Consider the following 25,604-nt stretch of genomic DNA (forward strand, 5'->3'; position numbering starts at 1 on the left):
TCATTTGTGTTTTTTATGTAAGATATTTGCTAGGTTTTTAAAAAAAAATTAAGCTTCTACAATTACCTTTTCAGCTTTTAATCTTGTCTTTGGATTAAACTTGGGCTGATTGGCATCCGTTTCGTCTCTTTCACCAATTGTTACGGCAAATAGAGTTTCATATTTCTCATTGTTCAGAATAAGATCGTATCCTTCGGGCTCAATTCCTTCCATAGGTGTAGAATCTATTCCCATAGAGGCACAGGCAGAAAGTAATACCCCTAAAGATAAATAAACCTGATGCCCCAGCCAGGATTTTATAGCAGCTTCCCCTTTAGGCTTTACCATAGTTCTGTAATAATTAACAGCCCCTTCAGGAAGATTCTCTTCAATTTGTTTTTCAAAATTTTCTATGTTTCGGATAACCTGGAATACAATTACGTGGCTGCTGTCTAAGACCTTTTCTTTATTGAAGTAAGATTTCTCTCCCAATTGTTTTTTAAGCTCAGCATCATTCACGAAAATGAAATTCCATGGCTGGCTGTTGATAGATGAGGGACTTAAATTTAAGATCTCTTTCAGATTTGTGATTTGTTCCTCACTGATTTGTCCTTGTGGGTTATACTTTTTTACAGTATACCGGTTTTTCATTTTTTCTAAAAAGTTCATAATTTTATACTATCATTTTTATAGTTACAAAATTAATTTAAGTTTCTTAACTTTGCAATAACGGTAAAAAATGATAGTATAAATGTATACAGTAGATAATAAAAGCTATCCTTGCTGTACCAGCGTAACCATGCGGTTTATAGGTGGAAAATGGAAGGCAGTAATTTTACATCATTTAATTGATGGGGCTAAAAGATACAGTGAATTGAGGAAATCTATTCCTACTATTACGGAAAGAACATTAAGCCTGCAGCTTAAACAATTAGAAGATGACGGAATTATAAACAGAACTGTTTTTACAGAAAAACCTCCATTGGTGGTTGAATATGAATTAACGGATTTTGGGAAGACATTGCTGCCGGTGCTGGCTGCGATTACAAAATGGGGTGAAGAAGCACCCATAATATCAAAAAAAATAATCAGGAATTAAAGTTCCTGATTATTTTCTTTATTGGGTTCAAAAAAACTGAAACTTACGTTTCCGTATTTTCGGGTATCTATTAAATTAGGATGCTCAAGTTTCATACGGCTTTGATGTTCTACAATCAGAACTCCGTTTTCTTTAAGGTATTTGTTATTCAGAACCAGAGAAATCAATTCGTAGTACTTTTTCTCTTCCATTTCAAAAGGAGCGTCTGAGAAAACAATTTCAAAAGATTTCTTATTTCTGAATTTTTTAAGCCAGTCAAATACATCTCCTCTCTGTACATTGATCTGAAGAGACATGTCGAGCTCTGAAGCCGTGGAATTGATAAATGCCGTATGTTTAGGATTCATTTCTACAGAAGTAACATTCTGGCATCCTCTGGAAGCAAATTCAAAGGTAATAGAGCCAATTCCGGCAAAAAGATCAAGAACAGCAATAGACTGCATATCATATTTGTTTTCCAGAATGCTGAATAAAGCCTCCTTTGCAAAATCGGTGGTAGGCCTTACTTCAAAGTTTTTTGGAGCAGCAATCTTTTTTGCTTTCCATTTTCCTGATATTATTCTGAACATATTCTTGTTAGGGTTTAGTTGGTAGATTATAGTTGGCAGATGATCAAGCTTGGTTTCTGATTATTCCCTGCGGCGTGCAACCTAATTAAGTATAAAATTTTTGTTTGGGATATTGTCAAAAACAATTTTCAGGTTTTTAACAAATTTCTGGAGTTCGGAGATGAATGTTTCATTTTCCGTGGTTTCCCCGTAAGCATAAAAGCTGGTTTCATTGATTCCAAAGCCAATTTTACTAAGGGTAAACATAATGAAATAAAGAAAATCTACTTCCGAGTTTACATCCAGATTATTATAAAGAATGATCTTTTTATTGTCAATCGCAAAAAACTCACATTGGTTGTGATAAAGATTGATGTGGATCTCTTTATTATTTTTATTATGAATAGAGCTCAGAAACTTTTCTCCGGAAAAATTAAAATGAACCGGTATGGCAAGTTCTTTTATTTTTTTATAGTAATTCTTCGGAAAAGTATAATAGAACTGGATATTGAATTTTTTATTAATGGAAAGCATCAGTTCTTCTTTCTCCCGGTTTGCAGGAGCATTGAATGAGATCAGGTCAAATCCGGCATCATGCTGAGAAAACCCTTCAGGCATCAGCGTAAAGTGATTAAATGCCGAAAGCACCTGGATTTCATCAAAGCGTTGCCTGATAAGAACTTCATCCAGCTTTTCTTCAATAAGATTGGGCGGTGTCTCCTCAGTAACGAAGTAGGACTTTTCCTCCAGAATGTTTTTGTTTTTCACAATCTGGTAGATCAATCCGTCTTTGGTAAAAAGTAAATTAAGTACGTTCATATTTCAATTCCTGCAAATTTAGTGAAATTCTACCATTACCGCACCCGATTGGTGGTGAAGTATTTCCTTATTATAAAAATCAATATTGACCTGGCTTTCCAGCACATCCCGAACCATCCTCTGCAATGTGCCGTCACCAATACCATGAACAATTTCCAGCCTTTTAAGATTATTTTTTCTGCAAAACTCAATCACTTCAATTAATTTTTCTTTTTGAATGAAAAGTCTTTCAAAGCTGTCATAATCATTCGGATTCTTTACCAAATTATGAAAATGCAGGTCTAAAACCAAATGATTTTTTTGATGTTTCTTAGAAATGATTTTTTTAGGCTCCTCTTTTTTTATTACTCTGATATTATCATAAAGATCCGCATCTTTAGGAACAAGTTTTTCTTTTGCGTATTGATGGGTAAAGCCATATTCATCTTTGAAAACCACAATATTTCCCTTCACGGATGTTACAACCCCGTTTAAATCCTCGTCTACAACCGAAACCTTATCGCCGATTTTCATTTTCTACTTTTTTACTCCTGTCAAGAATCGTCAAATTCTTTACACCCTTGGGCCTAACTCAATTACCTCCAGATCCTTGATCTCATCACCGTCAACTACAAAACGCATCATAGTTCTTACCTTATGCCAGCCCTGCTTTCCACAAGCACCCGGATTTAGGTGAAGCAGATTGTTTTTCTCGTCGTACATGGCTTTTAGAATGTGAGAATGTCCGGAAATAAATAACTTCGGCGCCTTTTCAGAAATTTCTTTCTTAGTTAATGGAGTATATTTTCCCGGATAACCACCAATGTGAATCATCAAAACTTCCAGTTTTTCACAAAAAAAACGGTTGACTTCCGGAAACTCAGAACGAATCTTAGCATTGTCGATATTTCCGTACACACCTCTCAAAGGTTTTATCTTTTCAAGTTGTTCAATAACATCCATACTTCCAAAATCTCCGCCATGCCAGATTTCATCAGCCTGTGCAGCATATTCTAAAATTCTGTCATCAATATAAGAATGAGAATCGGAAAGGAGAAGGATTTTTGTCATTATCTAAGCGTTCTTTCAGAAATTTATTTTTAGACTGCAAATATAAAGAAGCTTTAATTAATCGGAGATCGTTTTTTAATAAGAAATATCTTTCGTTTTGCGTATGGAATCCAGTTTCTTTTCTATATCTGCACTGAATACCTTTCTTAGTTTCAACTCATTTTCTGTAAGCTTTGAAATTACAAAGGTGCCGGTCATATTGGTATTATAAGGAAAAACTATCGTTAATGTAGAATCTGAAGCCTTTTTCCAGTTCCCGATGTACCGGTCAAGCTTTCCATTTTTAGCGTTAGATTCTTCAAGCGCATCATATCTTAATACGGATTTGCTGAGATTTCCTGTTATTTTTCCATTTTTCTGAAATCTGATTCCCTCTCTTCTGGCCTCAAAACCATCCTGCTTTTCATAAGTGTAAATATAAGTATCCAGTTTATTCAAATTCCAGGTCTGTAAAAGTAATGGGTTGGAAGTCCTGTCCTGAGCGTGGCTAAAACTGATGGTAAGAAAAGTAAAAATACTGATACAAATAGTCTTTTTCATGAATAAAACGGGTTTATCGGTAAAATAAATGAAGTTTTGATGACGCTGAAATTAGCATCATTTAATATTTAGTAAATTTGGGAAAATTAAAATAAACAATGAAACAGAAACTTTCTTTTTTCATTTTTCTTTTAACCGTAGGATTGGCCAATGCGCAGGTTGAAGAAAAAAAGCTGGATGAGCTGATCCAGAATACCCTTAAAACCTTTGATGTTCCGGGGATGTCTGTAGGAATTATAAAAGATGGCAAAGTAACCTATTCCAAAGGATTTGGAGTACGCTCTCTTACTACCAAACAGCCCATGGATGACAATACACTGGTGGGAATTGCTTCCAATTCAAAAGGTTTTACCTGTGTGGCATTAGCAATTTTAGCTGATGAAGGAAAGTTGAACTGGGATGATAAAGTTTCGAAATATATTCCTGAGTTTCAAATGTATGATCCATACGTATCTCAGAATGTTACAATCAAAGATCTTATTACACATAGAGCAGGATTAGGGCTTGGGCAGGGAGACTTAATGTTTTTTCCGGAAGGAGGAAGTTTAACCGTTAATGATATCGTTCGCAATGTAAGATATCTGAAACCGGAAAATCCTTTCAGAACAAAATTGGATTATAATAATATCATGTTTATTGTTGCCGGTGAAGTGATCCATAGAATTTCCGGATTAAGCTGGGCAGAATTTATTGAGCAAAGAATCATGAAACCTGTAGGAATGACATCAAGTTTCGGAAGCTACAACAGAGCCAAAGCTACAACAAATAAAATTGATGCTCACGCTCCGGTAGACGGAAAAGCAATTGCTGTTCCTCACGACTGGAATGAAACAGCCAACGCTGCCGGAGGAATAATGAGTAACATCAAAGATATGACTGCCTGGGCAGAATGTCTCTTGAATAATTTCACTACCAAAGATGGTAAAAAATTAGTGTCTGATAAAAATGCACAGCAGCTTTGGAGTTTACAGATTCCGGATCGTGTTGCAGCAAAAAATCCATATGATACAAGTTTTTACGGATACGGACTAGGATGGTTCTTAAGTGATGTAAAAGGACACAAGCAAGTGCAGCATACAGGAGGTTTGATAGGAACCGTTACTCAGTTTACATTAATTCCAGATCTGAAATTAGGAATTGTAGTACTGACAAACCAACAGTCGGGAGCAGCTTTCAATACAATTACCAATACCGTAAAAGATTCTTATCTTGGTGTAGCAGACAGAAACTGGCTGAAGACCTATGGGGAAAGAATGGCCAAAGTAAATGCGGAATATGATAAACAAAAGAAAGATGCATTTGCAAAATCAGAAACATTTAAAAAAGATAAACCACTTCAGCCAAAAGCAGAACAATTCATAGGTGCATACAATGATGTATGGTTCGGAGATGTTGACATTGCGCAGCAGGGAAATGCTTACAGAATTTCATGCAAAAACTCTCCAAGGCTAAAAGGCGAGCTGCTTCCGTATTCCAATAATTCTTTTATTATCAAATGGGATGACAGAAGCTATGATGCAGATGCTTATATTATTTTCAATTATGATGAAAACGGAAAGGCTGAATCTGCAAGATTGAAACCTATTTCAGACGTTACGGATTTCAGTTTTGATTTTGATGATCTGGATCTGAAGAGAAAGTAGGTCAATAATGAATTGAAAAACTTTAAAATATTGAATGAAGGAGACTGTCTTAAAATTTATTGCCTCTAGGGTTCTTATGTGATAAATTTGTTATTTAGGAGATTTTCAGATTCATATTTTACCTTTTAAAACAGCTTCTTTTATATTATTTATTTTTAATGAGCGTGAGCCAAGCCAAAAAAGAGCCCCAATATTTATTGGAGCTCTTCTCTTTATAGATAATATGATCTTATTGGGAAGTTGATGCTGAAAGAGAAAATTGTTGAAAATAATTATAAGAAGTCATAGGTTCAATGGTAACTTCAAACCTCCCTTTTCAAGCTCCCGGTCTTTTAATCTTTAATGAATTTTTTAATAACGTCCCCGATTTGAATAATATAAGCTCCCTTAACGAGGTTACTTACATCAATAGAATCACGTTCCATTTTTCCTGAAAGAACAAGATTTCCAACCATACCAAAGATTTTATAATCCTTTGAAGGAGCGTTTAATACGGTTAATTTTTCCTTAGTCGGATTGGGGTGAATAGATGTTTTATTATTGCGGATTTTCTCGTCAGAAACAGATAGGGTTGTCAGATCTGCCTTCAGCACAGTACCTGCAAAAAAATCGGTTACATAAATGATATTTTCTCTTACAGCCAATCCGGAAGGATAATCAAATCCATTGGAAACAAGCCCTGTAGATACAACTGGATTAGTTTGAGTAATGTTAAGTTTGGAAACTTTAGAAGCTCCTGCCTCACAAATAAATAAATCTTTTCCATGAGAAACAAGTCCCGATGGATAGCTTAATCCCTGTGCTATTACAGTCGGTGAACTTGAGCTGGTCAGATCGAATTTTGATAGTCTTCCTTGAAACCGTTCTGTAAAATAAAGGTCATTACCAATGATCTCGATTTCAAATGGAGACTCTGCAGATGTTACATCAATCAACTGAGGTACAGCCTGGCTTACATCTATTTTGGCAATTTTATTATCTCCTTCAAGGGCCATATAGAGTTCATTTCCTACAAATTCAAGACCAAGCGGACTGTTTATTCCGGTTAGTATAACTTGTGGAGTCGGATTAGGAGAATTTAGATCAACTTTTGAAAGTTTGTCTCCTCCAAATTCAGAAACGTATAAAATATTATCCTTTAAAGCAAGACCATAAGGACGGTTCACACCTGTCACGACATCTACAGGAGGAGTATTTGGGTTATTAATGTCTACTTTGATAACTTTATCAAGGGAATAGACACCGATATACATGGTATTGCCGTCTATAACCATAGGATTAGGAGTTTGTAGGTTGTCAATCAGTACATTGGCTGTAGCTTGTGAGTTTAATTTGTTTCCAGCCAAAATCAGAATTAAAACTAAGAAGTAAAATTGTTTTTTCATTTTATTTTTATTTAGAATAATTAAATTTAAACAAAAATACTTTATTAAGAATAAAAAATCCATACTTCTGACAAATATCATGAACAAAATAATATGGGACTGTTTGTAGAGTAATTTGGAAAGATGGATGAAACATAAGCCAATTATCATGTTGCAAAAAGCAGATGATTCTTGAATGTTTTTTTAACGATTATATAGAATGCTTACTTAGTTGAGTAACACGTTATGTGAAAAAGGGGAATCTGTTTATGACATAGTTGTTCCTCTTCTTTTTATGAAAGGAAAAAAGAAGAACAATGCTGTGCAAAATAAAAAAGGAGCGTGCTGAATTTATATTTTCCCGGGCTCATAAAAGAATAGAAGCTTCTTTTTAGCGCCATCGAATTCGGACCAGGATTCACAGTCTACCTCAAAACCGGCAACTCCGCAGGTCGGGAAATGGAAAATATCTTCAGAAATAGAATTCGCAAAATTGGAAATTCCGTTGTTATGAGAGAAAAAAGCAACCGAGTTCAGGTTGTCATCCAGATCATATATTACAGATTCAAAACTTCTTTCCGAAGGATTGTACAATTTTTCATCAGTAGAACAGTTCAGCTGATAAGTCTGATTAAAAATCTTACATGTATTCAGGGCACGCACTGCCGGGCTGGATACAAAGTGATCAATGGAAATATTATTGTTTTTAAGGAACCTGGACATGTTCATAGCATCCTGCAAACCTTTGTCTGCCAAAGGTCTGTCAAAGTCCTCTGTTTCTTCAGGCCAGTCGCTTTTTGCATGTCTTACGAGGATGAGTTTCTTCATATATCTGTTTTTTGGAAGATTAAAATTATAAAAAAAATAATGGAATAAAACATGATTTATATAAAAAAACTGCGTTATGAATAAAATCATTAAATTTTACTAAATTTGCAAACTTATGGGACAAATCCTTGCAATAGACTATGGAAAGGCGCGTTGTGGCATTGCTGTAACGGATGATATGCAGATTATAGCCAGTGGGCTGGAGACTGTGGAGAACCGTTCTTTAATGGATTTTCTGAAAAAATATTTCGGAGAAAACAAGGTAGATGAAGTAGTGATTGGGCTTCCCATAGATTTGAAAGGAAACGTTTCAGAAGTGGAAACCGATATTTTAAAGTTCATTGAAGAATTTAAAAAAGAATTTTCGGATATTGCGGTTCACCGTTTGGACGAAAGATTTACATCCAAAATGGCTTCATTTTTTATTTCTCAAAGTGGAAAAAATAAAAAAAAGAGGCAGGAAAAAGGATTAATAGATAAAGTAAGTGCAACCATCATATTGCAGAATTTTTTAGAACAAAGATTAAGATGATTTTACCGATAAGAGCTTTTGGGGATCCTGTTTTGAGAAAAGTGGGAAAAGATATAGACAAAGACTATCCCGAATTACAGGAATTGATAGATAACATGTTCGAAACGATGTACAGTGCAAACGGCATAGGCCTTGCGGCACCTCAGATCGGACTGGATATCCGCTTGTTTGTAATAGATGTGACGCCTCTTGCTGAAGATGAAGATTATGAGGATATCAAAGATGAGTTGGCAGAGTTCAAAAAAGTATTCATCAATGCCAGAATTCTTGAAGAATCCGGTGAAGAATGGAAGTTCAACGAAGGCTGTCTTTCTATTCCGGATGTAAGAGAAGATGTAAAAAGAAAAGGAACTATCGTTATTGAATATTATGACGAAAATTTTGTAAAACATACAGAAACTTTTTCCGATATTAGAGCCCGCGTAATTCAGCATGAATATGACCACATTGAAGGGATTCTGTTTACCGACCACCTGAGCGCTCTGAAGAAGAAACTGGTAAAAGGAAAACTGACAAAGATCTCCCAGGGTGACGTAAGCATCGGTTACAAAATGAGATTCCCAAAATAATTTAAACAAGGATTAAAAGAAATAATATATAGCAAAAAGCTTAGCGCTGATTGCAGAATTTACTAAAAATAAAATTATGCTGTTAGAAAAAATAATTTCAATTTCTGGAAAACCAGGACTTTACAAACTAGTTTCTCAATTAAGAAATGGATTCATCATTGAAGATGTTACCAACAAGAAAAAAGTAAGCATTGGAAACTCAAGCCAGGTAAGTTTATTAGATAATATTGCAATGTTTACATTTGAAAAAGAAGTTCCTTTGTTCGAAGTTTTTGAAAATATTGCTAAAAACAACGACTATAAAGAAACTATTTCTCACAAATCTTCTGATGCAGATTTGAAAGACTTTATGTTGACATCTCTTCCGAACTATGATACGGAAAGAGTATATTCTTCTGATATCAAGAAACTGGCTCAGTGGTATAACATCCTTCAAAAAGCAGGATACATCACTCCGGAAAGCTTCGTAAAAGCAGAACCTGAAACTTTAGAAGGAGAACCTGCGGAAGAAGTAAGCATCGAAAAAGAAGCTAAAAAAGCGGCTCCAAAAGCAGAAAAGCCGGCTGCACCAAAAGTAAAAGCAACTTCAGCTGCAAAATCAGCTCCGAAAAGCACACACAGAAAACAAGGATAATTCATTTTTGAATTAAAAATATCAAAGCCTTGTCAGGAAATACCCTGACAAGGTTTTTGTTTTTAGGTCGCAAATAATCAGAGGATTTTCTGATCACTTCAAACTTCGTCTTTATCTTTAAACCATAAACCATAAACCATAAACCATAAACCATAAACCTTGAATTTTGAACCCCATCTCGCTCTTCGAACCCTTAACCCTGAATTTTCATTCCCAGCGTTTGTCATAGAACCAAAATCCCTTACATTTGTATAAGATTGAATTTCCCATTACTTATGAATACGAAACAGGAGAAACTAGAGGCTTTCGGAAGATTACTTGATATTATGGATGATCTGCGAGAAAAATGCCCGTGGGATCAGAAACAGACTTTAGAATCGTTACGTCATCTTACACTTGAAGAGACTTATGAGCTTTCCGATGCTATTTTGCAGGAAGATTTACAGGAAATAAAAAAAGAGCTGGGAGATGTTTTGCTTCATCTGGTCTTTTATGCCAAGATCGGTTCCGAGAAAGAAAGTTTTGATATTGCAGATGTCATTAATTCCCTTAATGAAAAACTGATCTTCCGTCATCCGCATATCTATGGAGATACAAAAGTGAAAGATGAAGAAGAAGTTAAACAGAACTGGGAAAAGCTGAAATTAAAAGAAGGTAACAAGTCCATTTTGGGAGGAGTTCCGAAAAGCTTACCGAGTCTGGTAAAAGCTTATAGAATTCAGGATAAGGTAAAAGGAATCGGGTTTGAATTTCATGATGCAGAAGATGCCTGGAAGAAAGTAGATGAGGAAATTCAGGAATTCCATGAAGAAACTGATCCGCATAAAAAAGAGCAGGAGCTGGGTGATGTATTTTTCTCACTCATCAATTATGCAAGAATTTCCGGGATTAATCCTGATTCAGCGTTGGAAAGAACCAATCTTAAATTTATTTCAAGATTTCAAAAGATGGAAGGAATTGCTGAAGAAAAAGGACTAAAGCTTGCGGACATGTCTCTGGAAGAAATGGATGTACTTTGGGAAAAAGCAAAACAATTGTCATAAATCCTGTTGAAGGCAAGTAACACTTCTTATATTCAGTTTAAAAAATAAAAATACATTATGCTACGTTTTCTTATTTTGCCTGCTTTATTTTTACTAAGCTGCAATCCAAAAGCTCAGAATTCACCGGCTAAAGACGATGAATTGAAAGTCCAGTTTTCTTTACCTAAAAAGTTAAAGGAAGTTTCAGGGATTACGTTGTCACAGGATAAGAAGACCATCTGGGTAATAGAAGACAGAGGGAATAAAAATGCAGTGTATAGCCTTAATGATAAAGGTGAAATGATAGGGAAGGTGCCGGTAGAAAATGCTGAAAACACGGATTGGGAAGATATTATATCAGATCCGCAGGGAAATATTTATATCGGTGATTTTGGGAACAATGATAATGACAGACGAGATCTTGCGATTTTAAAAACAGATCTTAAAAACAGTACCCAAGCAAGCACAAAGGTTATTCAGACTACAAAGTTTCATTATCAGGGGCAGACCGAATTTCCTCCAAAAAAATCAAACTTTTTATATGATTGTGAAGCTTTTGTAGAGATGAATGGTAATTTTTATCTTTTCACGAAGAACAGAAGCAAAGGTTTTGACGGAACTTTCCTTGTATTTAAAGTACCTAACAAAGAAGGAGATTTTGAAGCTAAATTAATAGGAACTCTGAAGCTTCAGGGTGGATATAACGATGCTGCAATCACTTCGGCAACTATCAACAGTGCAAAAGATAAGATTGTATTGCTGACCCATAAGAATATCCATGTTCTGACCGGTTTTACAGCCGATAATTTCAGTACTGCTAAAATTCAGAAGATCCCTTTAAATCATAATTCCCAGAAGGAAGCGATTGTTTTTCTTGATAATAAAACACTAATGATTGCTGATGAAAAAGGAAAGAATGAAGGCGGAAATGTGTATACATTCTCCTTTTAACTAATAGACGATTATAAATCAAAATCCACAGAGAATATCTGTGGATTTCTTGAATAATATAGTTAAAGTGATTGAGTTGATGTCTGTTATGGAGTAAGGTAAGAGATATGTATATTACCGCTGGACAATCTGAAATCCTGGGTGTATCGGCATCGTACCCTGAACGTTTCTCCTGCATTAAAGAAGTTGATAGAAGAAAGATTATGATTCAATCCTGTGGTACGTTCACCATGTCCTGTGGATATTCCGGCAAGTGTAATCTGCGTTGGGGATACCCTTTGAATATAAGAATTGGCAGTACCAGCGGTTTGCCCGTTCGGATTTAAATTCAGATCATAAGTAATATACGGAACAATATTATAAAAACCAGGTTTTACCACGGTGAATAATCCCGAGGTAGAATTGTATGTTAAATAAGCCGTGTCAATTTTATTGCTCACATTATAAATATAGGTTTGTGAGTAGTTTTCATGAGTGCTCACCGGTGTACTATGTGTACCGGTAAAACTTCCGCTGCTTGGATTAATATCTGTTTTGTTTCCTACGAAAACAACTTTTAAAAAGTTTTCAGATTCTATGGTTTTCCATACCGGTGTATTTCCGGCTCCGTTTGACATTAAAAACTCTCCCTTGTTACCTGAGTTTCCTTTCGTTCTGTCATCGCCGCCTACATTCAGATCCTTTACTACCTGAAGGGTACCGTTAACGTGTAATGTACTTTGAGGAGTTGGTGTTCTAATCCCTACTTGTGCTTTTAGGCTTATAAACATCACAAATAATGCCATGTATAATAGTTTTTTTTTCATCCAGATGTTGGTTTTTTTGTTTGTGATGACAAATATAAAATGTTTTTTAAATGTCTGTTTTTTAAGGAATTGACAAACATATTTCGCTATTTGTATATTTGGTATACGGAGCTGAAAATATGACCTTTATTTAAAAGTCATATTTATTTTATTGATGAAAAATATATGCTGAAAAGTAGAATTATTAAATTTAAATTAAATTAAGTTTTTTTTGGTTACTTATGTTTTTTAATCTTAAAATATTGTTTAATAACGATTTATATTTTGTTTTTGAAATGTAATTCAGAACTGAAAAAATGAGTTAACCTATCTTTTGCAGATAAGATTAATTAAAAATTCATCCCGATTCCGGCAGAAATTCTTCCGCCATCAGAGCCATAGAAATAGTTCAGTCTTGCAGACATCATTTCCACAATGCTCAGCCATACACCGGCGCCTACAGACTGATGCCACTTTCTTGAATATTCATTATCATTCCATACACGGCCAATATCATAACCTACCAGAATTCCCATGTTGGCAGGAACAATATTGTTTCTTATTCTTCCGAAATCCCATCTTACCTCAGAATTGTTGGTAAAATAAGACCTTCCGGAGAACCTCTCATTTCTGAAAGCCCTCATTCCATTGTTGCCGCCGATGGCTGCCGCCTGGTAGAATTCAAAATTATTGTTGTTCATCCACATCACGTTGCTTGCGTTGGCAAATACAAAGATCCCTTTTTTGTCAATTCTGTGATCAATAGCTAGTCTTCCTTTCAGTGTAAGGAAGTTTTTATTAAAATCTGAGATCGTGGATTTCCAGTCGGCATTCAGCATAAACTCCAGCCCGAGAGTAGGAAAAGCCATATTATCAGCGTTTTTATATCCGAAAGTATAATTGGCACCCACAAATTGCTGGCTGTTGAATACATCCGGTCTCACATCCGGAGACTGGTTGATGAAACGGTCGTCTTTTCTTTGTACTTTATTATCTTCAAAAGTAAGCTGAAACTGATGGCTCAGGTTCATCCAGCTTTTCTTGTAAATGGATGGTGAAAAATTAAATTTTGAAATCCTTGCCCTGTTGTATTCTCTTTCCGTATTTTCCTTGTCATATTCACTATCGTTGGAAAGACCGAAGAAGTTTTGTGAGAATCTTGGTGTAGTATAAAATGCATCCAGGTTGATATCCCATCCTGCGATTGCTTTTTTGAAAACACCTTTATAAGTAAGACTGAAACCTGCCGTAGCCGTATAAAAATTGGCTTTTAAGCTATGTCTTTGAGTGAAAGGATCACGGATAAAATTATTAACTGTATAATTTGCAAGGAAACCTACGATAACACCATCATCCGGGTTATAATCCAGATTTGGGTATCCTGCAACAGAGTTGTATTTCGGGTGCTTGTAATTATAGCTGTTGATATCATAATCATCCGTAATATTCTTTGTTGCACTTCCGGCATTGTAAGTATTCTTTTGAGATTTAAAATCATAAATCTTTACCTTTCTGCCATCTGCTATATTATAAGTATCGTGATTGTATCCCCCAATCAGTCTGATGGTCATTTTGGGTTTTCCGGCTCCAACCACCTCATAAATATCATCATCTTCCAGCCCGTAGATCCAGAGCTCCTTTGTTTTTGAATCATTGTAAGTTTTCTCAAAAACCAGCTCATTTTTATCCTTATTTTTCCCCAGCTTATATTGTTGTACCGTTACAGAGTGCCCGTTTTTGGTGATAATAAATTTATCAGGATTTATAGTTCCTGCTAAAGAAACTTTTTTCTGTAGTACATCATAATATTGAGCTGCATAGCTTTGCAGTTTGGTTTTTCTTATCTTCAGCTTTCTCTGAATATCTGCGATGGTATCATCCTGAACCTCCTTTGGAAGGTTATGGAAAGCATCATCAATATCGGCATCCGTCAGATGTTCCTGAATATATTTTGCCTGTGTTTCCCATTCCTGTTCATCGGCACCTTTTAAGAAAACAAGATCCATAGGGTAAGGTTCCATATTCACCCATTTTACACTACTGATATCTTCTGTAAATGTTTTCATATGACGGATGGCAGGAACATTCATAATAATTTTAAATGCTGCTCCGTCATATTTACTGAAAGCCTGATCTCTGTCTCTGGGAATAGGTTTATAAGTGACTTTATCCCCGTCTTCATATTCTGCCCACTTCCATTGGTCAGAATGTCTGTCCCAGTCGCCGATGAGCATATCAAATAACCTGGCTCTGATGTAAGATTCTCTATCTACGGAGTATTTATTGCTTTTAGCAAGGTTTTTTAATACGTCATCTGTAGAAATAATATCTTTGGCATTGTCCAGAGAAGCCAGAGTTTTCGGATCGGAAGAGAAACGTTCTTCAATCATATACATTTCATCACCGTAGTTTTCATTATATCTCCCTAAAGCCTGCTGTTTTGGAATAAAATACAGCTTCGGATTACTGTGGAAGATATTCAGCTTATCGGCCATATTTCCTACACTAAAAGGTGTGAAAGGATGGTTGGTGGTATAAAAATCAAGTAAGAATTTTTCAGGAAAAGTATCTGCAAGCTCTTCTCCCAATGTACTTTTCTGGAAAGCCATATTATTCAGGAAGCGGACTGCACTTTTTTTCACGCCGCGCATTACGAATTCCTGTCCGTTTGCAGCTTTTAATCTTAAACTGTTGGACTGGTTTCCTCCGCCTTCTCTGAAAGGGATGTAGCCTCCGTTCAGTTCTGAAAGATTGGCAGTGGGCGCTTCAATAGGAATTCCGTAATATTTTCTGTAATGTTCACCCCAAAGCCATCGGTAGAACTTTCTTTTTTGGGTAAGCTGTACCGGATAAATGGTTGAAGAGAATGTTGCCGGGAAAGTATTAGGAAAATTATTCACAAATACATCCGGTTTTGAGATCACTGAAATGTGGGTAAGCTTTTCAAGTTGGGTATTTTTTGTGGAGAAATACTCAACATCAGTGCTCTGATCTTTTCTGATATTCAAAACAGCAAAACCGCTGCCTCCATAAGAAAAATCCGTTTTTTCTGCGATGGTGGAAGGATCTGTTTTTGAGCCGGCACCACTTATGATTTGTCTTAGATTTCCGTCTTCGTGATATTGTAAGTTGTGATCATGACCAGAGACGAAAATAATGTTTTCCTTATCCTGAACAATACTTTTGAGTCTGTTAGCCAGATCAGCATAATGCTGATTATTGATATCTGCAGGACTTGCTCCGGAAGAGCTTCTTAAAATATTAAGAAAGCTTGCAACAACCGGAACCGGAACTTTACTGTTGAATGGGAAAAGATGTGATTTTGCAGAAGTGAATCCGGCATGAGTTCCGCTGCTCATAATAGGATGGTGTAAAGCAACAATGATCCTTTTTCCCTGATTTTTAATGATGAGATCTTTAAATTCAGTAAAGAAATCTTCACGGGTTTTAATATTGCAGTTCTTGTTGATGCCCGGATAATTATCCCAGTTTGTAATCACCCATTCCGAATCAATGGCGATTAGTTTAATGTCCTTAGATATGTTGATATCATCAATAGGACAGCCATTTTTAGGAAGGAATGCTTTTTTATCGTCAAGATATTTTTTTACCAGAGATTCCTGGTTATTCAATCCTTCGAGCCCACTATACCAATCATGATTTCCCGGGATTACCAATGTTTTTCCCTTAAAGTTTTTGGTGATAGCAAGCTGATTCTCTAATTTTTGCTTAGCGATTGCATAATCTTTATCCGATTTCTCAGGCATTCCGTTAGGGTAGATATTATCACCCAGAAAAATCAGCATAGAGTTGCTGTTTGCTGAATCCAGTTTGTTTTTCAGTAAATCCAGTGTTTTTTGTGCCTGAGGTTCATCTGAATTTCCGGCATCTCCAATCAGGAAAAGTTTAAAATCATTTTCAGATTTAATGTCGGAATCTTTTACTTCGAATAAGTTTTTGCCCTTTTGTACGTTATATGTTGCACAGGAATAAAGGACTCCTGCAGACATTACTGTTCTAAGAGCAATAGAAGTATTTTTTAGATGAGTTTTAAAGGATAAATTCATAAATTTACATTAACAAAAATTCAGGAATGAGCATTCTAGACAAAGCTAAAAATTATGTTGAAATCTTATTCAAAGATAAGTTATCTCCGGTATATTTTTATCATAATTTTATTCATACTGCCTACACAGTCAATAAGGCTGAGGAAATCATGAAAAATACTCCTGTTTCTGAAGAGGATCAGGAGAAAGTACTTGTAGCATTATGGTTTCATGATACAGGATATATAGAATGTGCCATGAACCATGAGGAGAGAGGCGTAGAAATTATGAAGACGTTTCTTCATCAGGAAAATTATCCTGAAAACTATATTGCAGATGTTGAAAAACTCATCCTGGCTACAAAGATCCATTACGAACCGCAGAATTTACTGGAAAAAATTGTAAAAGATGCTGATTTCAGTCATTTTGCAGGCCATGATTACAGTGATATTTCCGATGCTTTAAGAAAAGAATGGGAGCTTACCAATGTAAGATGTTTTTCTAATGAAGAATGGAACGCCGGAAACCTGGATATGCTGAAGAATAAGCATACTTTTTATACAGATTATGCTAAGGATAACTGGGAGCCTCTGAAAAAGAAGAATATTAAGAAGATCGAAAAGAAGCTGGAAAAAGAGGACGATAAAAAAGAGAGCAAAAAAGAGAACTCAGAAGTTAAAAAGGAAAAAGAGAAATCAGACAGAAGTGTAGATACTTTATTCAGGGTTACCCTTAACAATCACACAAGGCTGAGTGATATTGCCGACAGTAAGGCCAATATTCTTTTATCTGTAAATGCAATAATTATTTCGGTTTGCCTTTCCGTATTGGTTCCGAAGCTCGATGCTCCTAAAAATTCACATTTGATTCTTCCGAGTTTCATATTGCTGCTGTCTAGTGTACTCACCATCATATTTGCAATCCTGTCTACAAAACCCAATGTAACAAAAACCACATTTACAGCCCAGGATATTACAAACAGAAAAGTAAATTTGTTGTTCTTCGGAAATTTTCAGCAGATGTTGTTTGATGATTATCACAATGCCATGAAAGATCTGATTAAAGACAGGGATTATATTTATGATTCTATGGTAAAAGATCTGTATTATCTGGGAAAAGTTCTGGACAGAAAGTACAAGCTTTTATCAATTACCTATAAGATATTTATGGCAGGAATCATTATTTCCGTGCTGTCTTTTGGGGTTGCATTTCTTAGTCTTTAATTAAAACAATACACAATGATTGTCAGACAGCGTACGAATTGGCTGAAAATGTTATTTATATGGAGAGGATCTGTATTGAAGAAAATCATCATTCAGCTTACCATCATCACGTTGTTTTCATTGGCCATCTATTATTTCAAAGGAAAGGTCTTTGATTATAAAGTACACCTTAATCCGACTATTTTTACACTGATTGGTCTGGCACTGGCCATTTTTATGGGATTCTGTAATTCGGCGAGCTATGATCGTTTTTGGGAAGGCAGAAAGCTTTGGGGGCTTCTTGTGATTGAAACCAGATCTTTAACGAGGCAGATCTTATCACTTGTGAATGATCCTTCTTCTGAAGCTAAAGAAGAAAAACAAAAGATCATTAAGCTGATCTCTGCCTTTTCATGGTCTCTGAATTTCCAGCTGAGAGATAAATCGGGGACAGAACATCTTGAAAGGCTGCTTTCTCCTGAACAGCAGGAACAGGTAAAAGGGAAGAAATTTATCCCAAGTATTATCCTTGGTTTTATAGCAGACTGGCTGAATGAGCAGAATAAAAAAGGAAATATAGATACGATTGTCATGACTTCCATGGATCATCAGCTGAGCCAGTTCTCTAATATTTCCGGGGGTTGTGAAAGGATTTATAATACACCGTTACCATTTGCTTACAGTGTTTTGCTGCATCGTACCGTATATCTTTATTGCTTCTGGCTTCCTTTCGGATTGGTTGATACGCTGGGATGGATGATGCCTTTGATCGTTTTGTTGATAAGCTATACTTTTATTGCTCTTGATGCAATCATTCAGGAGATTGGAGAGCCTTTCGGGGAAGAAGAAAATGATCTTGCCCTGAATAGTATCTGCCGTACAATTGAATTCTCAATTTTTGAACAGGCCGGAATTCCACAGGGAGAATTGAAAAAGCCGGATACTTATTTTGTGGATTAATTTTTAGGAATTTCTCAATTATAGCTTAAAATATTCTGTTGAGATATCATATCCATAACGTATAATCATGATGGATACTACGATAAGAAAAATTTTTCTTACAAAGCCATTTCCTTTTTTCAATGCCATACGGCTGCCGGCAATATTTCCAATGATATTAAAGAAGGCGAGCAGTAATCCAACGCCCAAAAGATAATACCCCTGCTTGATAAATATGATGAGGGCAGATATACCGGTACAGCAATTTATAACTTTAGCATAAGCGGAAGCTTTTAAGAATTCAAATCCCATAAAAAATACAAAGCTTAGTATGAAGAAACTACCAGTCCCTGGTCCAAATAAACCATCATAAAACCCAACTACAATACCTATTAATGATCCTGTTATCATTTGTTTTCTGAAAGACAATACTTTCGTTTGTGTTGTTCCCAGTTCTTTTTTCTGATATACATACACTGCCATTACAATAAGAATAACAAGAATGGCTGGTTTTAATACTTCTGTTCGGATTATACTTACTGTTTGAGCTCCCAGTAAAGAGGCAATAAAAGCAAACACACAGATAGTGAATAACAAAAGATAATCAAACCTGATCTTTTTTGTATATCTGTAAGTAGCAAATAATGTTCCTGATAAAGCCGCAATTTTATTAGTTCCGAAAATGGTAGGTACAGGAAGATTTGAGAATGCTATAAGTAAAGCAGGAACTTGTATTAAACCGCCGCCGCCAACAACTGCATCAATAAAACCGGCAGCAAAAGCAAGAAAACATAGGAAGACCAATAGGTATACAGGATACTCCAGGGTAAGAAATAATTCGTTCATAAGATTTGTGTTTTTGATAAAAAAGAAGAGTATTCAGCCCTATTTTTAGGTACAAAATAAATGATTTTTTCGATTAAAAACATTTCTGCATTGCACAAATTACGTTACTTTTCGTTAGAAATAAAGTTAATATGTATTATATTAATTCATTTTGTTGTAAAGAAACCCTTAGTGCTAATAATCCGGTAATTCCTTGTAAATCTTCCACTCTTAAAAATTCCACATCATGTTGTAAAATACCTTTCTTCTGCAGTTTGGAAATATAGTCCAGATATTCTTTCTGGTTTTCCATTCCGAAGTAGACAATGGTGATCTTTCCGGGAGCGGTGATGCGTTCTGAAGAATCTTTTACATGAGCTTTATCCAAACGTTTTTTGATGATTTCATAATAGGAATTGTAAGCTCCGTCTACATCAAAGCGCTTTTCATCCATTCTGAAGCGGATATCTATTTTTTCATTATAAACAAAGATTAATGAGGCAATATCCAGCTGTACAGGTAGGTCTTTTTTGAAAGACTGGAACTCAAGTTCCATTTTGCAGATGGTCTTTAGCTGCCAGTATCTCAGTTTATGGACTACTTTTGCAGTATAATGAAGTTCAGGAGCGATTGTTGGACCAATATACAGGTTATGCTCCACGCCGTCCGATTTGAATCTTTCATAATAATGCGGGAAAATTTCCTGTGCTTTTACCTGGCTTTCATCCAGCATATCTGCCAGCTTTCTGTTGACAAGGGTAATAGAATCATCCAGATTTTTTCTGTGATTGTAAAAAAGATTTGTAGGACCAAAGATTTGTGAAAAATAATTTTTAATCTTTGTTTTTATTTCTCCTGATGTTTTTACTTCCAATTTACCCTGCAGGAAAGGATGAATTTCTTCTCTTAATACTCTTTGAAAACGCTGCTCCGTATCTGCTTTGATCTCATTATTTAACTCATTCTCAAAAATATCAAGAGCCAGTAAGAATTTTTCCGAATCGGAATTGGTGAGTGTTAAAATTTCATTCAATGATTCAATCTGCTGGTTGAGGTCTTCAAGCATCAGGTTAAAACGTTTTTCTGAAGAAGAACGGATGTCTGAAACTCCGAACAGAGGGGTAAGATTTTTAAATGAAATCTGTTTTAAAGTATATATTTTTTTCCCTAGCGACGCTGTGAAATATTTCTCAGCTTCATTTCTGAACTTCCATACCACACTGTCGTGGATGGTGGTGTATTCACGCTGAATGATGGCTTCTATCTGGTAATTTTTCTCAAAATAAAATCTGCTCAGTGAGAAGAGAATCATATCGGTAAAAAACTCCATTTTTTTGAGCTTTAAACCGTTAAAACTGCCGGCTATCGGAGAAGTGAATTCCATAATAGCAAGAAGCTCCTTATCTTTCATGATCGGGATTACCATGAAGCTGTTGACGTTATTATCCTTTAAAATACTGAATGATGGGAGTTGTTTGACATTTTCATCCAGATTATTAACATTGGAAACCACAACCGGTTTTGAATTGTGATTTAAATTATCAAAAGTATTTTTACGGGTTTCTTCATCAAAAGTATTGATCCAGAAATCAAGGATATGATTGGTCAGAAAACTTTCATAAATCGGAAGTTTATCAAGCTTCTGTTCCTTTTTATTGAAGGTCATCAGCCCGAAGCTGAGTTCCGGAACATCAAAATAGGATTTGAAGATTTCGGTTAGGTTTTGATTAGGATTCATGTTTTCCGGATCTATTTCTATCATACTTGATTTCAGATCCGATAAAGCAACCTCAGAGGTGCAGTCTACCAGTGAAATGATGGTAAACCCTTTCAATATCCATGATTGTGAAGGGAAATATTTTTTCCACAATTTAAAATCATCCAGGTTTTCCAAAAGCATATCCAGCACATCATCAGATGGAATTTTGGCATCTTCTGTAGGAGTAACTTCTGTAAAATCTGAATTGACCGTTATCTTATAATGTTTCATGATTCCCTGTTTATTCGGGATATCATAATAAAACGGAATCGTACTTTTGATATCTTTATTGAAATAAGCCTGAAGAATCAAGCAGCAGCAGAAGACATAAAACTCATTATCCGTAATATTTCTAAGTTCTATTTCAAAATCTGTTCCCGCATCTTTAAGGATATCTTTAAATCTTTCTGTATAATTGAAAGTGATGTTGGAAAGAGGAATACTTGCCGCTTTTATTTCATTTTTGGTAAGACCGGTAGGGAAGAGGTCTGCAAGGAGCATTCTGATGAGGTCTTCATTTTTCTCCAGAAGTGCTGTATCCTGAAAACCATCTCGCAGTTCTTTGAAATTTCTTGTGCTCTCAATCAGCGATTCCGCATAATTGACCCGGTATTCCAGGCGGTCATTGTAACGGATATGCTCCAACACATCCAAATATTTTTTGAATGAAATATAAACCTGAAAAGGGGAGTCTTTTTTGTAAAGATTAGCCAAGAGCTGAAATTTAAAGTAAAGTTATGAAAAAAGCGGAATATTGATATTCTGTAAATTTTATTTTATTCTATATAATTTACGGATGTTTAGAGAAAAATTTCAGCATATTTTATAATTTATTAAGGTTTCTGAAGAATAAAGATGACTGTTTTACTGATTAATAAATTCTACCGCCTTTTGAATCAGCAGATCTTCGCCTTTACGTATTGACTGAAGTGTCGGTTTAGCCTGAATATCAATAGAAATACCGGTTCTCTGGGTATCTTTTCCATCAGGATAATAGATTCCTAAACCACTCATTGAAGTACTGATTCTGCCGGGAAGGTCTATATAAGAGACATTTCCATCTGTACCTGCGGTCTGGGAACCTATCACAGCTGATCTTGGTGCGGTACGTAAAGCCATAGCTATAAATTCAGAGGCACTTTGCGTATTTTGATCAACTAAAATAGCGATCTTACCTTTATAATAGTTCTTGTTTCTTTTACCGATTTTTGCAATCCCCTTCATTTCAAATTTTCCCGGATGCTGAAGCGATGTTATTTTGAACAAAGCAAATTCTTTCTCTTCAGGATACAGATATCCGGAAAGCAGCTCTGCTGTAAATTGTTTAGGATAACCTCGAAGATCGATAATGATACCTTTTTTATTCATGAACTTTTCCATAGCCGTATGAACTTCCTGCTCCTTTATAATGGTGGAATTGATATATCCTGTAGCAGGATCCAATTCCTTGTATGCAGATGTATTTGCTTTCGCCGCCATATCCTGAGCTGGAATTGTTTTTGAACTGATATCCAAAATTTCACCATTATCTTTTTTAATCTTTAATACAATATCATCTTCATTGGTCTTAAGTATGATTTTACTAATCTCTCTTAGTAGAGAAGCTTTGTTGGAAGCCGGGATATATTTTGCTTTTTCGTTCAGAAGGTCACTTACTTTTTGATGATCAATTTCTGTAATGATATCTCCAACACTAAATCCTGAAACCGAGTTGTGTTTACTGATATCTGTAATAACCAATTGCTCATCAACAAATCTTGTTTTCAAAGGAGCTTCTCTGATACCGTAAAATTCATCAATAATATTTCCGAAATCGTAAATGCCGGCATGAGTGTCATGGATTTCAGTAGTAAGTTCCAGTATGGTCAGTTTATAACTGAGTTCGTCATGGGTATGAATGATTTTTGGAATGTAATCTTTCAAAATTTGATCCCAGTTTTTTCCTATAATATCTTTGTATGGGAAAAAATAGTTAATACTGTTCCAGTATCGGAATAAAGCCAGAATTTTCATTCCGGTATCATCCCATTTTATTCTTTGATAGGGTTCTTCATTTTTAAATACCGGATTTTGATCCGGAGAAACAATATCAACATAATAATTTTCTTTGATCTCAGTTTTGATTCCGGCACCGAAAGTTCTGCTCCAGTTAAATAGTAAAGCATCAAAATTTTTAGAATTGATATGGGGTAGAAAACGGAACAGTTCATAATCCCAGTTCATATTTCCTTTCGAGACTTCCGGGCTGTGGTATTTAAGATATCCCCAGGTTTTGCCGAGTTGATAAAGGTTACTGATTTGGGTTTCGTTGAGGCTGTCAATTTTGAACTGGGAATCCAGTAAGAATTCATCAGCAGACTGGTAATGTCCTTCGGAAGCTATTGTTTCAATATTGGTTCCATCTACATAAACTTTGAAACTATCAAACCAGACTTTTCCTTTTCCTTTGAGGAAACCACCGATTTGAAGAGTGCCCTGATTTTCGGTAATTGGTAACGTAATGGTATATTTTTTCCAATCTGTGGTTCCATGAACATTTTCTGTTTTGATCTCGTTTGATCCGAGAGGCTGCTGATCTCCTCTAGCCAGAGAAATGAATAATCCTGCGGAGTTTTCTACTTTTTCTGTTTTAACATATCCTTCTAACCTAAGCTCTTTTCCCTGGAAAATATTGAAAAGTGTATAAGAGATACCTCCTTCGGAAGCTTGAGTGGGAGATTGGATGATAACAGATTTTTTTCCCGCTTGAAATAGTGCAGATTCATTCTTTGCAATGATGTTTCCCCAGTGATACCATCCTTCAGGTAATGAATTGTTCCTGGTTTTTGTTTCGAATCCGAAATTGTAATCTTTATTGTTTTGAGAGTTACAGCTGATTGACAATAAGGCAAGGAAGATAATGAGGAAAAGGTTTTTCATATTTAAAAAAGAGGATAGCACATCACTATAACAAAATCAGAAGTTAGAGTATGCGGAGTTTTTGGCTTTTGTTTTTTCAAATATAAGCTTTTGTTTTTATTCAGGTTTGACTATTGGCCATAAAAAAAGCACAACTAAAAGTTGTGCTTTTGATATTTTTGAATTCAGATTTTACAATCCGAACATTCTTGCAAAGATATCCGGGAAGATTCCCAGGATGATAATCAAAGCAATTACAATCACTGCAATGATGTTGTAAGTAAGCGTTACTTTTTCTGATGATTTGAATGTTGATTCTTTGAAGAAGAACATCGCAATAATCAGTCTTAAATAGTAAGCAATAGACAGGGCAGAACCTAAAACAGCTACCAATACTAAGAAAGCGGCACCATTCATAGCCTGGGAGAATAGGGCAAATTTCCCCATAAACCCTGCAGTTAAAGGAACTCCAGCCATTGAAAGCATAGAGATTGCTGCTGCTGTAGCTAATAAGGGTTCTGTTTTTGCCAATCCTTTGAAGGCTCCGAAAGAAGTTTCTCTCTTTAATTTCTCTACCCAGATCAGACACATGAAAACTCCTACTGTAGATAAAGAGTAAGCGAATAAATAGAACGCTAAGTTATATGTAGAAAGGCTTGTCATTCCGAAGAATACCAATCCAATGTATCCTGCGTGAGAAACTGAAGAGTATGCCAGCATTCTTTTTGCATTTGTCTGAGCAAGTCCCATCACGTTTGCTAAAAGTAAAGTAATGATTAAGAACACTCCTAAAACATTGATCCATTCGTGAGTAACCCCCGCAAAACCAAGAGTCATTAATCTGAACAGCGCAAAGAATCCGGAAATTTTTACTACACTCGCCATGAAAGCTGTGATCAATGAAGGGGAACCTGCATATACATCAGGACTCCACATGTGGAAAGGTGCTAATGCTACTTTGAACGCCAGTGCACAAAGGATTAATAATACTCCTAGGATGAACATTACATTACCAGAATTAGCTACTCCAAAATCATGGATTTTATATAAATCAAAACTTCCTGCGCTTCCGTAGATAAACGCAATACCGAACAGTAAGAAACCTGTTGCAAATGCACCCATAAGGAAATACTTGATTGAAGCTTCGTTGGATCTCAGATCAGTTTTGTTAGCTCCAGCCATTACATATAATGGAATGGAAAGAATTTCAACTCCTAAGAACATCGTTACCAGGTTCTGGTATCCGAAAAGGATGATTCCTCCACATAATGCAAATAGCATCAATGCATATAATTCCGACTGGTGGCTTCTGTGGTTGCTGAAAGCAAAACCTCCCAGGAAGAATAACAATAATGTTGTTACAATTGATATTTTAGTAAATAATGCAGTATTGCCACTGTACTCATACATATGCTTGTAATGATCGAAAAACGAACATTCCGGCATAAAACTTACGTACAATGCGATGATTAATCCCAAAATCCCAATGTATCTTGCGAATTTTCCTTGTTCAAAAACTCCCGAAAATAACGCAATAACTGCCGTTAGGAAAACAATAATTAAAACACTCAT

At 35.6% G+C, this 25,604-nt stretch carries 23 protein-coding genes; 9 read left to right on the forward strand and 14 right to left on the reverse strand.

Annotation, left to right across the window (positions count from 1 at the left end; genetic code table 11):
* Positions 1-48: 48 nt before the first annotated feature.
* The gene (locus F3J23_RS16665) at positions 49-648 is read right to left on the reverse strand and encodes a nitroreductase family protein (protein ID WP_167031578.1); all 600 of its coding nucleotides are present in this window, start codon (positions 646-648) and stop codon (positions 49-51) included.
* 82 nt (positions 649-730) lie between these two features.
* Between F3J23_RS16665 and F3J23_RS16670 the strand changes: the two genes are divergently transcribed.
* Complete coding sequence (locus F3J23_RS16670) at positions 731-1,078, forward strand: winged helix-turn-helix transcriptional regulator (protein WP_167031581.1); 348 nt, start codon at positions 731-733, stop codon at positions 1,076-1,078.
* Here the strand turns inward: F3J23_RS16670 and rsmD are convergent.
* From rsmD to F3J23_RS16695, 5 genes are all read right to left on the reverse strand, one after another.
* Complete coding sequence (rsmD, locus tag F3J23_RS16675; RefSeq protein WP_167031584.1) at positions 1,075-1,647, reverse strand: 16S rRNA (guanine(966)-N(2))-methyltransferase RsmD; 573 nt, start codon at positions 1,645-1,647, stop codon at positions 1,075-1,077. The genes F3J23_RS16670 and rsmD overlap by 4 nt on opposite strands.
* A gap of 81 nt (positions 1,648-1,728) precedes the next feature.
* The gene (locus tag F3J23_RS16680) at positions 1,729-2,445 is read right to left on the reverse strand and encodes a DUF3822 family protein (protein WP_167031587.1); all 717 of its coding nucleotides are present in this window, start codon (positions 2,443-2,445) and stop codon (positions 1,729-1,731) included.
* A gap of 18 nt (positions 2,446-2,463) precedes the next feature.
* On the reverse strand, positions 2,464-2,958 hold the full coding sequence (locus tag F3J23_RS16685) for a Smr/MutS family protein (RefSeq protein WP_167031590.1): 495 nt from the start codon (positions 2,956-2,958) through the stop codon (positions 2,464-2,466).
* 39 nt (positions 2,959-2,997) lie between these two features.
* On the reverse strand, positions 2,998-3,495 hold the full coding sequence (locus tag F3J23_RS16690) for a metallophosphoesterase family protein (RefSeq protein ID WP_167031592.1): 498 nt from the start codon (positions 3,493-3,495) through the stop codon (positions 2,998-3,000).
* 75 nt (positions 3,496-3,570) lie between these two features.
* Positions 3,571-4,035, reverse strand: coding sequence for a hypothetical protein (locus F3J23_RS16695; RefSeq protein ID WP_167031595.1), 465 nt, complete (start codon positions 4,033-4,035; stop codon positions 3,571-3,573).
* A gap of 98 nt (positions 4,036-4,133) precedes the next feature.
* On the opposite strand from F3J23_RS16695, the gene F3J23_RS16700 reads away from it, so the two are divergent.
* Positions 4,134-5,678, forward strand: coding sequence for a serine hydrolase (locus tag F3J23_RS16700; protein WP_167031597.1), 1,545 nt, complete (start codon positions 4,134-4,136; stop codon positions 5,676-5,678).
* 332 nt (positions 5,679-6,010) lie between these two features.
* On the opposite strand, the gene F3J23_RS16705 is transcribed toward F3J23_RS16700, so the two are convergent.
* Together F3J23_RS16705 and F3J23_RS16710 are read right to left on the reverse strand one after the other, a co-directional pair.
* Positions 6,011-7,063 carry a T9SS type A sorting domain-containing protein gene (locus F3J23_RS16705; RefSeq protein WP_167031600.1) on the reverse strand — a complete coding sequence of 351 codons (1,053 nt, stop codon included), beginning with the start codon at positions 7,061-7,063 and terminating at the stop codon, positions 6,011-6,013.
* A 330-nt stretch (positions 7,064-7,393) separates the two neighbouring features.
* Complete coding sequence (locus F3J23_RS16710; RefSeq protein ID WP_167031603.1) at positions 7,394-7,870, reverse strand: SixA phosphatase family protein; 477 nt, start codon at positions 7,868-7,870, stop codon at positions 7,394-7,396.
* A 115-nt stretch (positions 7,871-7,985) separates the two neighbouring features.
* Between F3J23_RS16710 and ruvX the strand changes: the two genes are divergently transcribed.
* The 5 genes from ruvX (at position 7,986) to F3J23_RS16735 (ending at position 11,578) form a co-directional block, all read left to right on the forward strand.
* Positions 7,986-8,402 carry a Holliday junction resolvase RuvX gene (gene ruvX, locus F3J23_RS16715; RefSeq protein WP_167031606.1) on the forward strand — a complete coding sequence of 139 codons (417 nt, stop codon included), beginning with the start codon at positions 7,986-7,988 and terminating at the stop codon, positions 8,400-8,402.
* Positions 8,399-8,971, forward strand: coding sequence for a peptide deformylase (gene def / locus F3J23_RS16720; protein WP_167031608.1), 573 nt, complete (start codon positions 8,399-8,401; stop codon positions 8,969-8,971). Before ruvX ends, def begins: the two co-directional genes overlap by 4 nt.
* Positions 8,972-9,047: 76 nt before the next feature.
* The gene (locus F3J23_RS16725) at positions 9,048-9,605 is read left to right on the forward strand and encodes a DUF5606 domain-containing protein (RefSeq protein ID WP_167031611.1); all 558 of its coding nucleotides are present in this window, start codon (positions 9,048-9,050) and stop codon (positions 9,603-9,605) included.
* A gap of 275 nt (positions 9,606-9,880) precedes the next feature.
* A complete protein-coding gene (gene mazG / locus F3J23_RS16730; protein WP_167031614.1) occupies positions 9,881-10,648 on the forward strand; it encodes a nucleoside triphosphate pyrophosphohydrolase in 768 nt (255 codons plus the stop codon).
* Positions 10,649-10,705: 57 nt separating this feature from the next.
* Positions 10,706-11,578, forward strand: a complete 873-nt coding sequence (locus tag F3J23_RS16735) for a hypothetical protein (RefSeq protein WP_167031617.1) — start codon at positions 10,706-10,708, stop codon at positions 11,576-11,578.
* Positions 11,579-11,664: 86 nt separating this feature from the next.
* Here the strand turns inward: F3J23_RS16735 and F3J23_RS16740 are convergent, their stop codons facing one another.
* Together F3J23_RS16740 and F3J23_RS16745 are read right to left on the reverse strand one after the other, a co-directional pair.
* Entirely contained in the window at positions 11,665-12,384 is a 720-nt protein-coding gene (locus tag F3J23_RS16740) for a hypothetical protein (RefSeq protein ID WP_167031620.1), read from the reverse strand.
* A gap of 329 nt (positions 12,385-12,713) precedes the next feature.
* On the reverse strand, positions 12,714-16,430 hold the full coding sequence (locus F3J23_RS16745; protein WP_167031623.1) for a metallophosphoesterase: 3,717 nt from the start codon (positions 16,428-16,430) through the stop codon (positions 12,714-12,716).
* Positions 16,431-16,456: 26 nt separating this feature from the next.
* Here F3J23_RS16745 and F3J23_RS16750 point away from each other — a divergent pair, with 26 nt between their 5' ends.
* Both F3J23_RS16750 and F3J23_RS16755 read left to right on the forward strand, forming a co-directional pair.
* The gene (locus tag F3J23_RS16750) at positions 16,457-17,632 is read left to right on the forward strand and encodes a Pycsar system effector family protein (protein ID WP_167031626.1); all 1,176 of its coding nucleotides are present in this window, start codon (positions 16,457-16,459) and stop codon (positions 17,630-17,632) included.
* A 15-nt stretch (positions 17,633-17,647) separates the two neighbouring features.
* Positions 17,648-18,571, forward strand: coding sequence for a bestrophin family protein (locus F3J23_RS16755; protein WP_167031629.1), 924 nt, complete (start codon positions 17,648-17,650; stop codon positions 18,569-18,571).
* A gap of 18 nt (positions 18,572-18,589) precedes the next feature.
* Here the strand turns inward: F3J23_RS16755 and F3J23_RS16760 are convergent, their stop codons facing one another.
* From F3J23_RS16760 to F3J23_RS16775, 4 genes are all read right to left on the reverse strand, one after another.
* A complete protein-coding gene (locus F3J23_RS16760) occupies positions 18,590-19,396 on the reverse strand; it encodes a sulfite exporter TauE/SafE family protein (RefSeq protein WP_167031632.1) in 807 nt (268 codons plus the stop codon).
* A 136-nt stretch (positions 19,397-19,532) separates the two neighbouring features.
* On the reverse strand, positions 19,533-21,848 hold the full coding sequence (locus tag F3J23_RS16765) for a GAF domain-containing protein (RefSeq protein ID WP_167031634.1): 2,316 nt from the start codon (positions 21,846-21,848) through the stop codon (positions 19,533-19,535).
* 150 nt (positions 21,849-21,998) lie between these two features.
* The gene (locus F3J23_RS16770; protein WP_167031637.1) at positions 21,999-24,053 is read right to left on the reverse strand and encodes a S41 family peptidase; all 2,055 of its coding nucleotides are present in this window, start codon (positions 24,051-24,053) and stop codon (positions 21,999-22,001) included.
* Positions 24,054-24,224: 171 nt separating this feature from the next.
* A complete protein-coding gene (locus F3J23_RS16775) occupies positions 24,225-25,604 on the reverse strand; it encodes an NADH-quinone oxidoreductase subunit N (protein WP_167031640.1) in 1,380 nt (459 codons plus the stop codon).

Source organism: Chryseobacterium sp. Tr-659 (genome assembly GCF_011752975.1).
Lineage (GTDB): Bacteria > Bacteroidota > Bacteroidia > Flavobacteriales > Weeksellaceae > Chryseobacterium.

Coding starts and splice junctions, on each gene's coding strand:
- F3J23_RS16775 (WP_167031640.1), bottom strand. CDS start 25,604: ATGAGTGTTTTAATTATTGTTTTCCTAACGGCAGTTATTGCGTTATTT.
- F3J23_RS16670 (WP_167031581.1), top strand. CDS start 731: ATGTATACAGTAGATAATAAAAGCTATCCTTGCTGTACCAGCGTAACC.
- ruvX (WP_167031606.1), top strand. CDS start 7,986: ATGGGACAAATCCTTGCAATAGACTATGGAAAGGCGCGTTGTGGCATT.
- F3J23_RS16735 (WP_167031617.1), top strand. CDS start 10,706: ATGCTACGTTTTCTTATTTTGCCTGCTTTATTTTTACTAAGCTGCAAT.
- F3J23_RS16740 (WP_167031620.1), bottom strand. CDS start 12,384: ATGAAAAAAAAACTATTATACATGGCATTATTTGTGATGTTTATAAGC.
- F3J23_RS16690 (WP_167031592.1), bottom strand. CDS start 3,495: ATGACAAAAATCCTTCTCCTTTCCGATTCTCATTCTTATATTGATGAC.
- F3J23_RS16760 (WP_167031632.1), bottom strand. CDS start 19,396: ATGAACGAATTATTTCTTACCCTGGAGTATCCTGTATACCTATTGGTC.
- F3J23_RS16725 (WP_167031611.1), top strand. CDS start 9,048: ATGCTGTTAGAAAAAATAATTTCAATTTCTGGAAAACCAGGACTTTAC.
- F3J23_RS16680 (WP_167031587.1), bottom strand. CDS start 2,445: ATGAACGTACTTAATTTACTTTTTACCAAAGACGGATTGATCTACCAG.
- F3J23_RS16695 (WP_167031595.1), bottom strand. CDS start 4,035: ATGAAAAAGACTATTTGTATCAGTATTTTTACTTTTCTTACCATCAGT.
- mazG (WP_167031614.1), top strand. CDS start 9,881: ATGAATACGAAACAGGAGAAACTAGAGGCTTTCGGAAGATTACTTGAT.
- F3J23_RS16685 (WP_167031590.1), bottom strand. CDS start 2,958: ATGAAAATCGGCGATAAGGTTTCGGTTGTAGACGAGGATTTAAACGGG.
- F3J23_RS16705 (WP_167031600.1), bottom strand. CDS start 7,063: ATGAAAAAACAATTTTACTTCTTAGTTTTAATTCTGATTTTGGCTGGA.
- F3J23_RS16665 (WP_167031578.1), bottom strand. CDS start 648: ATGAACTTTTTAGAAAAAATGAAAAACCGGTATACTGTAAAAAAGTAT.
- F3J23_RS16700 (WP_167031597.1), top strand. CDS start 4,134: ATGAAACAGAAACTTTCTTTTTTCATTTTTCTTTTAACCGTAGGATTG.
- def (WP_167031608.1), top strand. CDS start 8,399: ATGATTTTACCGATAAGAGCTTTTGGGGATCCTGTTTTGAGAAAAGTG.
- F3J23_RS16745 (WP_167031623.1), bottom strand. CDS start 16,430: ATGAATTTATCCTTTAAAACTCATCTAAAAAATACTTCTATTGCTCTT.
- F3J23_RS16750 (WP_167031626.1), top strand. CDS start 16,457: ATGAGCATTCTAGACAAAGCTAAAAATTATGTTGAAATCTTATTCAAA.
- F3J23_RS16770 (WP_167031637.1), bottom strand. CDS start 24,053: ATGAAAAACCTTTTCCTCATTATCTTCCTTGCCTTATTGTCAATCAGC.
- rsmD (WP_167031584.1), bottom strand. CDS start 1,647: ATGTTCAGAATAATATCAGGAAAATGGAAAGCAAAAAAGATTGCTGCT.
- F3J23_RS16755 (WP_167031629.1), top strand. CDS start 17,648: ATGATTGTCAGACAGCGTACGAATTGGCTGAAAATGTTATTTATATGG.
- F3J23_RS16710 (WP_167031603.1), bottom strand. CDS start 7,870: ATGAAGAAACTCATCCTCGTAAGACATGCAAAAAGCGACTGGCCTGAA.